Source organism: Pseudoalteromonas sp. SCSIO 43201 (assembly GCF_023716725.1).
Taxonomy (GTDB): domain Bacteria; phylum Pseudomonadota; class Gammaproteobacteria; order Enterobacterales; family Alteromonadaceae; genus Pseudoalteromonas; species Pseudoalteromonas peptidolytica.
On sequence record NZ_CP072684.1, the window covers coordinates 509,784 to 526,407 of the forward strand.

General features: G+C 47.8%; 1 protein-coding gene (running past one end of the window). It reads right to left on the reverse strand.

Features of this window, described 5'->3' with window-relative positions:
* Positions 1–16,622, reverse strand: the 5' portion of a protein-coding gene (locus J8Z24_RS18960; RefSeq protein ID WP_252096007.1) for a non-ribosomal peptide synthetase. It extends 4,540 nt beyond the left edge of the window; the window shows 16,622 of its 21,162 coding nt (coding positions 1–16,622); the start codon lies at positions 16,620–16,622; its stop codon lies beyond the left edge, outside the window.
* Positions 16,623–16,624 lie beyond the last annotated feature (2 nt).

Consider the following 16,624-nt stretch of genomic DNA (forward strand, 5'->3'; position numbering starts at 1 on the left):
ATTGCCGTATCGAGATACTCGACCGTGCTAAATTGCCCGCTGTACTGAGTATCGCCAATCACCAACGTAAGGTCAGCGTCATTAACAATATAATCAATACGCTGCTGCGGATGTGTTGGGTCTAGCGGCACATAAGCACCACCGGCCTTCATCACACCTAAGATTGCAATCAGCATATTAATTGAGCGATCTACACAGACACCCACTAAACTCCCCGCCGTAACGCCTCGTTCAATTAACTGCCAAGCAATACGGTTAGCGTGTTGATTGAGCATTTGATAGCGGATTGATTGTCCTTCACACACAATCGCAATGTGTTGCGGATATTGCGCAGCGATCCGTTCGAATCGGGCATGGGTCGTTTCATCGCACATAAAGTCCTGACGCGGTCGCTGGTATAGCTCACACACCTTACTCGCCACCTCATCACTAAGTAGTGGTAAGCTATCAAGCTGTGCCGTTGGCTGCGCCAACATACGCGCTAGTATCGCGGTAAAGTTAGACATCATGTCAGCAATTGTGCTTTCATCGAATAAGGCACTGCTATATTCCATTGTCAGCCATGTCCCCTCAGATTGAGGCGTAACATTGAGCAGCAAGTCGTACTTAGCTACGTCCAATTGTGGGTCGATGGCGCTTACCTCAAGACCATTAAGCTCCAAGCCGTCATAGGCCAAATCTTGATAGGACAGTACCGCTTGGAATACAGGCGTGCGGCTAGTATCTCTAACCTTTACGACCTCTTGCACAATGCGCTCAAATGGAACTTGTTGATTCGCCATCGCCGCTGCCAATTGACGTTGTACAAGAACCAGCAGCTGCTCGAAGCTCTGCTGCGCATCGAATTGCAACCGCAGTGGCAGCATATTGACGAAGAAACCCACTAATTGCTCAAGTTGCGTCGTCGCTCGGCCCGCCACTGGAGTACCAATAACAATGTCATCTTGGCCGGAGTAACGTCTCAACACAGTGGCAAAGGTCGCCATCATCACCATAAAGCCGGAATAACCTTGGCGTTCATAGCTATTCAATGTTGTCACCAGCGATTGCGGCAATAGGCAGCTATACGTCGCTCCAGCTTCACTGCGGGTCTGCGTGCGAGGTCTGTCGGTATATAACTGCAGATCGGGAGCATCGGCCAATGTATCACGCCAGTAATCCAGCTGTGCGGTAAACGCATGATCATCAAAATGTGATCTTTGCCACTGAGCAAAATCACCGTACTGACAGCTTAGTACCGGCAACTCTGGTGTTTGCTGGTCACAATAAGCACGATAGGCCTGTCGTAATTCATCAGCAATAATGGCCAAGGACCAGCCATCCGCCATGGCGTGATGTACATTGATAAGTAGTGCTACATCCTCGCTATCTAGCATAAAGACATCAGCACGAAATACTGGTCCTTGGCGTAAATCAAATGGCGTCGCGGATACCTTAGCCATCATAGCTTCAAGCTCATCCTCAGCGCAGTAGTGCAGATTAAAAGGCACTTTGGCGCTGGGGTCGGCTTGCTGGTAGGCTTGCTCATTGTCTAAAACAACACGGCTTTTTAGCACTACATGACGATTAGCAACCAATTCAATGGCTTTACTTAATGCGTCTAGCCTTACCTTACCGCGCATTCGGTAAGCAAGAGGGAGGTGGTACGCTAAGCTTTCTGGTTCCATATCGTGTAAGAACCACAGTCTTTCTTGAGCAAACGATAAGGGGTGTATCGCGTCAATAGCAGCGGCTTGGATGCGTTCTTGTTGCCCTGCCGCGCCATCGTTTTGAGCTTGTTGTAGCAGCGCTAGCTGATCCCCTAACCGCTGTTTTAGGAACACTTCAGCAATGGGCAGTTCGATATCAAATTCATCTTTTACTCGGTTTACAAGCTGCATAGCAAGTAACGAGTTACCACCTAAGGTAAAGAAACTATCTTGTAACGAGGGCTGTTTACCTAAAAGCTCTTGCCAGATATCAGCAAGCTGTGCAGCTTGACCTTCCAAGACACCGCTACTTGCCAATTGTCCCCAATCTTCTGCACTTGGCGTTGGCAATACTTTGCTGTCTATCTTGCCGTTTGCATTCAACTTAAAGCGCTCAACAAAGGTAATCGTCGACGGCAACAAATAGTGCGCCACTTTATCTGAGAGCCACTGCTGAAGAGATTGGCGAGTTAACGCATGACCTGGTTTTAGCTGCACATAAGCGGCTAAATAAACCTGCTCTTCGTCTTGACGAACTTGAACATAGCTAAGCTCTACGGCGTCATGTTGGTTCACCCGAACTTGCAGTTCTTCAGGTTCGATGCGGTGTCCACGAATTTTCACCTGATTATCAGTACGACCAATAAAGTGCAGTACACCATCGCTATCTTGACTCACTCTATCTCCAGAACGATAGAGTTTTTCTTCACTGTATGGGGTGAAAACAAACGCCTGCTCAGTTAAGTCTGGACGGTTTAAGTAGCCATGGGCGACACCTGCCCCACCGAGGTACAGCTCACCAGGTACGCCCAATGGTAACAGGCTACCGTGGTCATCCATTACTAAGTGATAACTCCAAGCACAGGCACGGCCAAGTGGCACATCTTGACCAGCAAGAACACTTGGTGTCAGCGCAAATGTGGTTGAGAAAATCGTATTCTCTGTCGGTCCATAGGCACTACACAATTGCCCCTGATAGCCACTAGCTAGTAAGTCACGGCAATAGCGGATTGGGATCACTTCACCGCCAGTCCAAAGTACCCGATAGTGATGTAATATTGTCGGGTCGGTTTGCACATATTGATTAAACAAGGCCACCGTCATAAAGCCATAGTCAACGCCATAATTCGCTAAAGCCTGCCCAAAGTCAGCGGGCGACAATACTTGCGAATGGGAGATCACGGCTAAGCATGCGCCACTTAGGAGCGCAGACCAAATTTCGAAGCTTGCGCCATCAAAAGCAGGGTTATTCATAAAGCTAACCACATTATTTTGGGTTAACTCACCTTGCTCTGGGTTAAGCACCAAGCGGCTGATCCCACGATGAGGAGTGATCACGCCTTTCGGCTTTCCGGTAGAGCCTGAGGTATAAATAACATGGGCAACGGTCTCTGATGAGACACTCTTAAACGGCGCAAGGGTAGAATAATGAGTGAGCGCTAAGTCCCTACTATCAATTGAGGTTAACTGGTTACTACTGAGCGTTGCTTTACTGTGCTTATCAACAAATACCAACTGCATTGCTGCTTGCTCGGCCACAAAATCTATTCGCTCTTGCGGCCAAGCTGGGTCTAACGGCACATAACCTGCGCCAGCTTTTATGATAGCCAAGGCATTGATAATCCAGTCTACCGAGCGAGACATCGCGATTGCAACAAGCGTATTTTTTTGCACACCTTGCTCAATAAGATAGTGTGCCAGCTGGTTAGCCTGCTCGTCTAATTGTCGGTAACTCAGTGCGCTATCTTGTTGTTTTACCGCTATACGCTCGCCGTGCTCGGCAACCACATGCGCAAAACCAGAGACGAGATCACTAGGTTCAGCCTGCGCCTCAAAATCGGCTTGTCCCAGCGCCATTAATTGCTCAGCTTGCGCTGCGGACACCAAAGAAAGTGATGCAATGGATGCCGATTGCGCTAAAACAAGCTCTCCAACAAAATGGATAAAGCCATTAACTAGTTGGTCGCCTAGCGCTTTAGGGAAGACATCCAGTGCAAACTCAAATTCACCAAACACCTGTCCTTCACGTTCAGCCATCGCGAGCAAGAGATCGAATTTAGCGGTGTCATGACTCATTTCAAGCTCGGAAAATTGCACCGTCTCTAGCTCAGCTCCCCCTCCTTGTTGGTCAAGCGTAAACAAAGTCTGTACTAAGGGGTTAACACCAGCGATCCGTTCTTGTTCAAGAGCGTCTACTAAATGTTCAAATGGCACATCTTGATGTGCAAGTACTCCTAACCACTGCGATTTAACCTGGGCAAGATAGTCTGTGAACGAAGCTTGATGCTGACACTGACTACGCAGAGGTAAAGTGTTAACAAATAACCCAACTACCCGTTCAAGTTCTGAATGTTCACGACCAGAAACAGGCACTCCAACTATCAGATCTTGTTGCCCAGTTAAACGCGATAAATAGGCATTATATGCAGCTAACAAGACCATAAATAATGATGCATCTTGCTGCTGGGCGAGCTTACTTAACCCAAGGCTAGTAGCATCATCCAAAGTAAATGCAATACTATAGCCAACAAACGAGCGCTGTTGTGGACGGCGATGTGGGGTTGGCAAGCTTAGCACCGTTGTCGCATCACCCAGCGTTTCTTGCCACCAATTGAGCTGCTCGGCAAGCTGCTGCTGATAACTATCACTCATTTGCCAGTGGACAACATCACTGAAGGTGATTACGCTTGGGTTTTGCACGGCTTCACCGCTTAACAGCCCCCGTAAGTCATCAAGCAGTAACTGACTGGACCATGCATCCGTGATCACATGGTGCATCATTAGCATCAGCACTTGCTCACCTTGCTTTGAACGCAACAGGTAAGGTGCAAATAAACTCGCAGCAAAGTCAAAGCTTTGTTCCGCTCGGTCGCGACACCAAGCCATGAGTGCCGCATCGGTATCAAATGTTTTAAGTTCAAGTGCTTGAATATCATCGCTGATATACTGTTGTTGCTGTGCCAGTTGCACCCTTGCTCTTAACATCGGATGTTGCTGCTGCAACTGCTCCATCGCGAGGTTAAGCTGTGCCTCATCCAAGTGTCCATGCACGCGCCACAACGTTGGCATATTGTACAGTGGCGTGCCCGGCTGTAAGGTCTCAAACCACACCATTTGCTGTTGTATCGCACTGAGTGGGAAATGCTGCAGTGGCATGAGTTCATGATGACTGATCTGCGCACGCGCCTCGGGCTGTAACTGAGTGATATATTGTGCCAATGCCTGTGGACTCGGCTGTTCAAATAGGTCTTTAACGGTAAGCGCATTACCTACTTCCAATACACGGCGTAATGTTGAGATCAGGCGCATTGCAAGTAGTGAGTGTCCTCCTAATTGGAAGAAGTCAGACAGCCTACCGATCCGATCGACATCAATTTTTAGTAAGGTCGCCATATGCGCCGCAAGTTCAGACTCCAGTCCCGGTTGCGGCGCTTCACCACGCTCGTCAATTCCCGCCTCCGCTAAATTGGGGAGAGATTTGCGATCCACTTTACCGTTGGCAGTAACAGGGATCTGAGCCATCAAGATATAATGGGTTGGCACCATAAAGTCCGGTAACCAAGCGGCAGCATGAAGCTTTAATTCAGCCAATTCAGCGCGGCTTTCTAAATAAGCAATGAGTACCCCGTTTTCGACACTGACGACACAGCGTTTTGTCTCTGGAGCTTGTTCCATCACAGATTCAATTTCGCCCATCTCAATCCGCATTCCTCGGATCTTAATCTGGAAGTCGCGGCGCCCCAGGAACTCAAGCTCGCCAAGATGGTTATAGCGTCCTAAATCTCCTGTTTTATAGAGTCGGCTGCCCGGTTCTCCAAATGGATTGGCAACAAATGCATTGGCGGTTAATGATGGTGCATTTAAATAGCCTCGACCTAATACCACCTCACCTGCAACACAGATCTCCCCTACCGCGCCTTGCGGAACAGGCAGCAGATCGGCATCGAGTAAATAGATGGCCGACTGATACACGGGCTTGCCAATAGGAAGTTGCGCGTAGAACGCTGCCGGTGTTTCTTTCATCACATGCAACGTCACATCATCACTACATTCCGCAGGGCCATAGGCATTCATCATAGGAATATGGGGATAACGCTTAAACCACCTTCTTGCCATTTCTGGCGGCAGTGCTTCACCGGTAGGAATAAGATGGCGCAAATCACCTAAGCTGTCATAAGCGCCTGCAGCAACTTCATCCATCAGTTGCTGAAGCTGAACTGGCACTGTTTGTAATACCGATACTTGATGACGTGTTAGGGCCTGTAAAAACAGCAATGGGTCAAGCACAGTTTCATCACTGAAAATTGCCACGCAGCCCCCTTTCATCAATGCGCCTAGGTACTGCCAAACACTGATATCAAACGACAATGCTGCGGTCTGTGCAAAGGTATCGACAGCGCTAAATTTAAGGGTATCTAGCGCCGCCCAATTATGGTTTACCATGCCCTGATGGGTGGTCATCGCCCCTTTAGGTTTGCCCGTTGTACCTGAGGTGAATAACACATAGGCAAGCTGCTCTGGATGTCGCACTACAGCGCTAAGATCAACGTTTTGCGTCGCTCGGTCATTTGGGTTTACCACACAAACGTCATCAAATGGGCCAGCTCTATCTGTGATCACTTGTTTTATATGATGCTCGTCTAACAACATGCGAATTCGCTCGGTTGGTAAACGCGTATCCAGCGGTAGGTAACATCCACCAGCTTTAAATATTGCCAACATCGCAATCATCACGTGGCAACTACGAGTGAGGTGAACTGCAACCGGATGATCCGCCACAGCACCTTGTTGTAATAACACAGCGGCCAGTCGATTGGCTTCGCTGTCTAGCTCTCGGTAGGTCAGGCTACGCTGGCCATCATCAACAGCAATTTTATCACCATATTGTGCGACGACTTCATCGAAGACATCCAAGTAATGTGCATTACGATGTTGAGTCGCGGGCAACGTTGCAAAGTCGTGCCAAATGCTGTTGTCGCCTTGATCAAGTAGCTCAAATTCTGCAATCACCTGTTCTGGCTTAGCACTCGCTTGCTGCAATAGCGTTAAGTACTTGTGTGCAAATCGGGCGATGGTTTCAGGTTCGTATAAGGTAGCGTCATATTCAAAGCGCAAACGTGTACCTTGCGGTAACGACTCAAGCACCACAGTCATGTCAAATTGTGGCTGATCCGCTGGCAAATCGAGTAATGTCAGTGGCTGTCCAGCTAACTGAAGAGAATCACTTGAGAAACTATTTTGCAGATCGAACATCACATTAAATAGCGGTGACTGTCCGCCACGAGAGAGCGCACTCATTACCTCATCATAAGGCAACATTTGGTTTGCCATCATGGCACCAAATTCATGACCCGATTGCTTGATAAGGTCAACAAAGCGCATTTGTGGTGAGTAACGTTGCCGATAAGAAAGCGTATTGACGAACATCCCTAATGTTTGCTCAAAGCCACTTTGCGTGCGACCAGCTGATACGGTGCCAATCACCAAATCTCGCTCACCGCTTGCATGGCTGAGCGCCAAACTAAAGGCACACAAATAAAGGTTAAATGGTGTAACAGCATATCGACTAGCCAGTTGCTCAATTTGAGCCACGACACTCGCTTCCAGATTAATATCATAATAAGCAGCGACAGGGTTACGCTCTGGACGCTTTTGGTGGTCAACCGGTAAGCTAATCCCTTCATTGGCTTGCTCTAAATATGCTTGCCAAAAGGCGCGTTGCGCTTGTGCTTCGGCGCTTTGCATCCAGTTCGTTTGTTGATAGCAATAGTCGTTATAATCCAATGCAAATGGTTCTGCGACAGCAAGTTCACCACCTTCATACGCTACAGCTAAATCATTGAATAACTTGTTTAGTGACCATCCATCCAAGGCAATGTGGTGTGCACTCAACGCTATAAAGTGTCGAGATTGGCTGTTGATTAACGTAACACGTAAAGGACAGTCGCAGGCCAAATCAAAGGCTTTGCTAACACATTGCGCTGCATATCGCTCGACCTCATGTTGATCATCACTATCAAGCTCAACCACTTCAAGCTGGCATGGGTTTCCTGCAATGCGTTGGATCACACCCGCTTGCTCTTCAAACCGTTGACATAGCACCGGATGCATATCGCTCAGCGCTATCAAGGCTTGCTGTAATTGCTTCGCGTCAAGCGCTGCACATTCAGCCACAAGATTGATGTTGTAAGCCGTACTTGTGGGCTCCAACTGCTGCATAAAATACATACGAGTTTGTGCAGGACTTGCTTGTGAGAATGATTCAGGTGTGGATATTGCAGCAACTTGAGACCGGTCAGCTTGCGTAAGTAACTCGGCTTGCTCTTCGAGCGTTTGCGCCATAAACAACTCAGCAATGCTTAGGTCTGTTGCTAATGCCATTTTCACTTCACTGACCAACTGCATCAGCAAAATAGAGTTACCACCAAGCGCAAAGAAGTTGTCTTTTGCGGTGGGTGTCACCTTTAATAGTTTATGCCAAATGGCGGCTAGTTTTTGCTGCTGTTGGGTCAGTGGCATGTCATCTATCACTTTGCCCCAATCAGCTTCAGTTGGCTCAGGTAAGGCCCGCGCATCTACTTTGCCATTGTGCGTAAGCGTAAATTGCTCAACTAGAGTAACAGTAGATGGAAGCAAATAATGGGCGACACGAGATTTCAGCCAAGTTAGCACTGATCCACGGTTTATCTGCGCTTGAGGTGTTACTTTGATATACGCAGCCAAATACGCCAGCTCACCGCGTTGTTTCACAACAACAACGCTATTTTCAATGTCTGGGTGCTGATCTAACTGATTTTTTAGCTCTTCAGGTTCTATTCGATGACCACGGATCTTAACCTGATTATCGATTCGCCCAAGGAAATGTATAGTGCCATCAGCTGCCATATACACCTGATCTCCTGAGCGATACAAGTTCCCTTCACCATAAGGGTTTTGAATAAATGCTTGAGCCGTTAGTTCAGGACGAGCAAGATAACCGTGCGCCAATCCTTCACCGGCTAAACATAGCTCACCCGGCGTGCCCAATGGCACTAATTGTCCTGCGGCGTTTAGTATAAGGTGACTACCCCAAGCACAAGCATGCCCAAGTGGTACATCTGTCCCTTGCACCATCGCTAAGGTGATCTCACAGGTTACAGAGAAAATCGTATTTTCCGTAGGGCCATAACCATTACACAATTTGCCTTTAAAACCACTTTCAAGCAGTGCCTTACAGCTCGGAGAAGACACCGCTTCACCGCCAATCCAAAGACGTCGATAGCTGTGTAGCATGCGCGGTTCGGTTTTCACATATTGATTGAATAACGCAACGGTCATAAAGCCATAGTTAATTCCCGTTTGTTCAACCACTTTGGCAAATTCAGTTGGCGCAAGCACTTGCTGCTCTGTCACCACAGCCAAGCAACCGCCGCTTAGCAGCGCCGACCAAATTTCAAATGTCGCGCCATCAAACGCTGGGTTATTCATAAAACTGACCACACAGTGTGAATCTAACCCACCTTCTGCTGGGTTCAGTACCAGCCTGGTGATCCCACGGTGTGGCGTCACAACCCCTTTAGGTTGACCCGTTGACCCTGAGGTATAAATAATATTGGCAACACTGTCGGCAGTTACGCTCTTAATTGGCGCCGTGATTGCATAGTCATTTAACTGAGGAAGCAGAGTGGGCAAAGAAAGTGACGAGACTTGCTCAGACAACGACTGCTCAGCAAATGCAATATTGATATTAGCCTGTTGTAAAACAAAGTGAATGCGCTCTTGCGGCCAGCGCGGATCAATAGGCACATAAGCCGCACCTGTTTTGATTATGGCTACTGCTGCAAGGATCCAATCCATTGAACGAGGCATAACAATAGCAACATTACCTCCTGCCTGAACCCCACTTTCAATCAAGTAATGAGCTAATTGGTTAGTCACTCGATCAAGCGCTTGATAACTCAGAGTTTTATCTCCTTCACGCACGGCAATTCGCTGTGGATACGCGGTGGCGCTGGACATAAAACTGCTGATAAGATCGCATGAAGTATGCTGAGGAGATACCAAAGACTGACCAAGCTTAAGCACTTGCTGTTGCTGCGCCGTATCAATAAGTGGTATCGCCGCTAATGGTTTGTCTGCATCTTGAACCACTTGCTCAACAAAATAAGCAAAGCCATTAACAAGTGCCTGCGCTTGAGCGTCATGGTAAAGATCGCTAGGAAGCTCAAAGCTCCCCTGACACAGCTGACCATCATAAGACATCGATAACAGGCAATCGAATTTGGCGGTATCGTGATCTGTGACTATTTCAGTGCAAGTCAATCCACCAAAAGTTTGCGATGCGCCACCTTGTTCAAAGTTGAACATCAGCTGCACAAGAGGGTTAATACCCGCGCTTCGCTCAACACCTAAACCATCAATAATAGCTTCCAGTGGGGCTTGTTGATGCGCAAGTATCTCTAACCATTGTTGCTGTGTTTTTGCCAAGTATGCTGTAAAACTGAGCTCAGGCTGGCACTGGGCTTTGAATGGCAGCGTATTCACAAACAAGCCAACTACCTCATCAAATTCAGTGCGGTCACGGCCTGCAACAGGCACCCCAGTTATTAATTGTTCAGCCCCTGTCAACAGCGACATATAAGCCGTATAACAGCTTAGCAATAAGGTAAATAAGCTAACTTCAGCATCCTGCGCCAACTCAGCAACCGCGCTAGATGCCTCAGAAGACAGACTAAAACTCCACGTTTGACCTTGGAACGTACGTTGCGGTGGACGCTTTTGCGCCGTAGGTAACGCCGACACATGCGGTGCATCATGTAAGTAGTCGCACCACCAAGATACCGCTTCTTGAACCTCTTGCTGATAGCTCGCTTGCTGCTGCCAATTCACCAAATCAGCGTAATGATAGGTGCTTGTGTCTTGCACTGGCTGATTGCTGTAAAATGCCATCAAATCCGCCAACATCACTTGGCTTGACCAAGCATCCGAGATCAAATGATGCATGTTAAATACTAATACCTGCTCACCACTTGGCCAGCAAAGTAAAATGGGCTCGAACAAGCCAGCTGACAGATCAAATGGCTGCTTGGCTATCAACTTAACTGCTTGCGACATAGAGGTGGTTTTGGGCACTTGAGTCACAGTCAGTGGTTGATTGTGTTCAGAGATAAACTGTAGGTTACGGGCCTCATCAATACGTGCGCGCAACATCGGGTGTTTGCGTTGTAAAAATGTCACCGCAGCCTCTAGTTTGGCACGCTCTAGCTCGCCATTAATTTGCCAAGCATTAGGCATATTATAAAGCGCGGTGCCCGGCTGCAGTTTCTCAAACCACAACATTTGCTGCTGCGTTTGTGTTAATGCAAAATGCTGGTTATCGGCAAGCGTTACTTGGGCCAGTACCTCACCCGGTGCAATAGTCGATTGGGCAACAAACGTGGCCAGTTCGCTTAAGTTAGGATAATCAAAAATCGCTTTAACGGTTGCTTTTTCGTTGAGTGAATAGTGCTTACGTAAGGCAGAAATTAGCTTCATCGCCAACAGTGAGTGTCCACCTAAACGGAAGAAATGCGCATCGCGGTACACTTGGCTTACTTCTAAATCAAGCAGTTGCGCGTATTGCTTTGCTAAATACTGCTCAATTTCCCCGTAAGGTGACTCACCCACTTCCGTTGTTCTAACTTGTGCCAATGTTGGGAGTGCTTTTCTGTCTACTTTACCGTTGGCAGTCACAGGCAAATTATCCATCACCACAAAGTAGCTCGGCACCATATGCTCTGGCAGTTGCTCCTGTGCATGTAGGCGCAGTGTATCGACGCTTAATTCACTTTCCAGATATGCTAATAAGAGCCCTTGTTCAGCACATACGATACAGCGAGCTGTGTTGGGTGCCATTTCCATCACAGACTCAATCTCACCAATTTCAATCCGCATACCACGGATCTTAATCTGGAAGTCGCGACGACCAACAAACTCCAATTCGCCCGCAAAATTAAAGCGACCTAAATCACCGGTTTTATACATTCTGCTGCCAGGCGCGCCAAACGGGTTTGCCACAAAAGCATTGGCGGTCAGTGCTGGAGCATTCAAATAACCGCGTCCAAGTACCACTTCTCCGGCAATACAAATTTCACCGATAGCGCCAACAGGTACCGGCTGCAGTGCTTCATCTAAAAGATATACACCACACTCAGTAATGGGTTTCCCAATAGGTAAAACGCTTTGATGAGCAGGAGGCGCTACAAATAAATGATGCAACGTCACATCATCACTACATTCTGCGGGGCCGTATGCGTTAAACATTGGAATGGAATAATTATCAAACCAAGTTCTCGCAAGACTTGGAGGCAGCGCTTCTCCGGTTGGGATCAAAATGCGTAGGGCAGCAAGCGGGTCATGTGCCAATTGCGCTGCTTGATCTATAAGTTGTTGCAACTGCGCAGGCACCACCTGCAACACACTCGCGTTATAACGTCCTAGCGCTTGCAAGAATAACAAAGGGTCGAGCACTTCTTGGTCGCTTAAAATAGCCACCCGAGCACCACACATTAATGGTGCTAAATGCTGCCACACGCTAATGTCAAAAGATAATGCAGCCGTTTGCACAAAACAGTCAGAAGTTGAGAATGACAGTTCGTCAAGCAATGCATAATTGTGGTTCACCATACCTTGATGGGTTGTCATTGCCCCTTTTGGTTTGCCCGTGGTACCAGAAGTAAATAGCGTGTACGCCAATTGAGCAGCAAAGCGTGGGATCTGTGTTAACTCTATGGTGTCACAACCAACTGCGTCCGAATCCACAACAGTAACGCCAGTAAACGGACCTTCACTGTCGCTAATCACAAACTCTATGCTTTGGTCTTCGATGAGACTGCGGATCCGCTGCGCAGGTAAGCGCATATCAAATGGTAAATAACTGCCACCCGCTTTAGCAATGGCTAACATTGCCACCAGCACTTTATGACCGCGCGCTAGATGGACCGCAACGGGTTGCTCTAGCTTCACTCCAGCCTCAACTAAAGCCCTAGCTAATGCGCAAGCCTGTTGGTCTAGCTGAGTGTAAGTCAGTGTTGTATGACTGTCTTGAACCGCGATAGCATCAGCAAACTCAGCTACACTGGCGTCAAAGGCGTCGAGATAGTGCTGATGGGGATACGAATTAGCTCGAACCGATGCATAGTTATCTACAAGCTGCTGCTCTTGGCTAGTAAGCGCCATTAGCTCGTATAGGGGTTGTTCTGGATGTTCGCATGCTCTGCCGATTAGCTCACGATAAGCGGAAATAAAACGCACAATCGTGGCTTCTTGATAGAGGCTCGCATCATACTCACAAATAATGTTAAGACCGTCATGCTGAGACTCTAAAGTGACCGTCAAATCAAACTGGGGGTCATCAACACGCATCCGCGTGCTAGACCAGTTCCCTTCACTGTTGCCGCCCCAAGTGATTGCGTTTTGCATATCAAACATCACGTTAAACAGGCTTTCACTGCCACTAATGCTATGCTGCACTCGCTCATAGGGTAGCTGTTGCTGTGCAAATGCTTGCTGATTTTCGGTGCCGACTTGTTTGCAGATTGCTTGAAAACTATTGCTAAGATCAACACTGAAGTTTAGCGCTAGCGTGTTGACGAACATGCCCACAGTATCAGCAAACCCACCCCACTCACGACCAGCAACAGCAGTACCTAAAGTAAGCTGCCTTTCACCATTTTGATAGCCTAGTTGCGCATAAAAAGCACTGAGGAAAACGTTAAATGGCGTTAGCTGCCAGCGCTTAGCCAGCTCAGTTACCTGCAGATTAATATCGTTACTGATCACTTGTTTATGCACAGCTGCACGTGCCTTATGATCCGCTTTTTTCGCAAAATCAAACGGCAATGCACTGCTAGGGTTATGCTCAGCTAAGTATCGAGACCAAAAGTCGGTACTCAACTCGGCCTGCTCACGGGTTAACCATTGCTGCTCTAGTTGGCAATAGTCGTCAAAAGCGCGGGCTTCTTCGTTGTGTTCAACACCATGATAAAGGCTATGTAGTGTCCGTAAAATAATATCTAGTGACCAGCCATCCACGATGCTGTGGTGTGCACCAATATATAACGTGGCACTATTATTATGAGTTAACAAAGCAACCCTAAAGAGACAATCTGTGTTTAAGTCATACACCTGCTGATTAAGTAAGTGCAGCTGTGTATTTACGTCTTGCTCGCTAGTACAGGCATGCTCTGTTACGCCATCAAAACGACGTGTTTCGCGCCATAATTTACCATCATAAGCAAAGCCTTGTGTCAGCACTTCATGTTGATGAATTAACTCGTTTACCGCGACAGCTAACCGTTTTGCATCAATGGGTGTCTGGCTCGTTAATGTTACTCCTAGGTTATAGGCAACACTATGAGGGTCTAATTGCTGCATAAAGTACATCCGCTGCTGCGCCGCTGATGCGAGCTTTTTACCGGTAGCACAAGCGGCTTGAAGCTCGACGTTACGCAATGGCTGCAGATGTACGGCCATTTCATGTAACCTTGGGTGTCTGCTAATACAAGCAGGGTCTAATTCAAAGCCGTGTAAATAAGCATGATGAACAAGCTTCATTGCCGCGATGGAATCACCACCCAAGTGATAAAAGTTGTCGGTTCTGCCTACCTTCACCTCGAGCACGGTTTGCCATAACGTCGCCATCGCAGCTTCTAACTCACCTTGTGGGGCGATGTATTCAGATTGCTCGCCACGATCAGCTGCGCTCGGCTCAGGCAAAGCTGCTTTATCAATCTTGCCGTTGGCATTTAAAGTAAAGCCAGAAACTTGAGTAATACTAGACGGTAACATGTATGGTGGAAGACGCTCAGCAAGCCAAGATAACAGCTCGGCTCGGCGCTCCGCCGACAATGTCGTCGTATTGGTAAAACATATAAATGCGGCTAGGTACTTTTGGCCGTTGCGCGTCATAACACGAACATGACTTTGGGCAATATCAGGGTGTTGACCGAGTTGCACCTGTACTTCCTCAGGTTCAATACGATGTCCCCGGATTTTTACTTGGTTGTCAGCACGTCCAACAAAGTGCAGTACGGCATGTTCATCCATCCACACCAAGTCACCAGAACGATACATAGTACCTAAGTTAAATGGATCACTCACGAATGCTTGTTCTGTTAATGTTGGTGCGGCTAGATACCCTTCCGCTAATCCATCACCCGCTAAGTAAAGTTCGCCGGTGACACCAAGTGGAAGTAGCTGCCCCTGAGGATCCAGCACATAATGATTGGAATAGGCACAGGCGCGTCCCAATGCAACCGAGTTTTGCTCTAGCGCTAACTCATCAAGCAGATGCGTGGTAGAAAACACCGAGTTTTCTGTGGGTCCGTAGCAGGCAATCAGTTTCCCTGAAAATGAATGTTGTAATAGGCGACGACAGGTTTCGACAGGGATCACTTCTCCACCGAACCACAAAGCCTCGAGACCACATAAGATGCTCGGATCAACTTGCACATACAAATTCACCAGCGCTACGGTTAAAAAACTATGCGTGACACCATGCTGAGTAAGTGCATTACCAAAACGCCTTGGATCTTGAACCTGCTCTTGTGAAATAACGGCCAACGATGCCCCATTTAATAGCGCCAGCCACATCTCAAAGCTACAAGCATCAAATGCGGTATTATTACAAAAGGCAACCACACTGCTTTGGTCGGTATCAACATGGTCTAAGTTGAGTGCAATACGATTGAGGCCTCCGTGCTTTAATATCACACCTTTTGGCTTCCCCGTAGAGCCCGAAGTATACAAAATACAAGCTCGAGTACTCGGGTCCAACTCACTTATCACAGGTTCAATAGCCGCTTCACTTAACGCTGTTTTATCAAGGTTTATCACCGCAACGTCGGGCACTCGCAGAGTAAAGCTTTCCCCGCACACAAGAGCGGCAAATTGACACTGTTCATGCAATAAAGTCAGGCGCTCTATGGGAGTATTTAACGCAATCGGTACGTAGGCGGCGCCCAGTTTAACGATTGCCAAGCACGTCTCAACCAGTGCGACTGAACGTGGTAGCGCCACCGCTACGGTATCTCCACTAGAAACACCAAGCCCCTGTAAGATGTGCGCCAATTGTTCACTGCGCTTGTCCAACTGCTCATAGGTAAGGTGAAGCGCTTCCTCTCGTACTGCTATTTGCTGCGGATGAGCTGCGACTCTTGCCCGAAAGACACTGACTAAGTCGCTGATCTCAGCTTTTGCCTGGTAGCTTGGCTGTCCAAGCTCTAGCAATGTTTCTGCTTGCTCTCCAACCAGGGCTAAGGTGTTTAATGGCGCTTGCGGTGTCGAGGTTGCAGCCTCTAAAAAACCTAAAAAGCCGCTAAATAGGCTATGAGCAATCGCTTCACTGTAAAGTGCGGTTGCAAATGACATCTCACAGCTATATCCAGATTCGGTATGGCGCAAACATAATAATATCGCCATTTGTGACAAGTTGACTTCAGCGCTTTGGCTGCAACTGGCAAATCCAAGTTGTGTAAATGAAGCGCAACCGGCATGACTTTCTAGTTCATGTTGCTGCGCCAGCTGGCTAAGCGCTTCATTTGATACGGGCGCAGCAGAGGCTAAAGTGGTCTCACATTCTCTAATTGCCTGAGAAAAGTCTGACGTAAAGTCAATATTGAACAACGCTATTTGCTGCGATAGAGGTGCAGCCTGTACTGCAAGCACTTGCTCAGAATGCAGGGTAAGTCTTGCTAAATAAGCGATAAACGCGGTGAGCAAAGTACTGCTGGCGGATGCTTCAGTTGCACTTAGTAAGCTTGAAACATCGGCTACATAGTGCGTATGCTCCTGATTTGCCGAATGCTGTGTATTTTCTGAGGCCGGTATCGCTGAGCGAAACCCACGTTTCGCTTGACTTTCGAACCAGCGCGCTGCTGTCGATAATTGCATTGAAGTCTTAGAATTATTGTTCATTT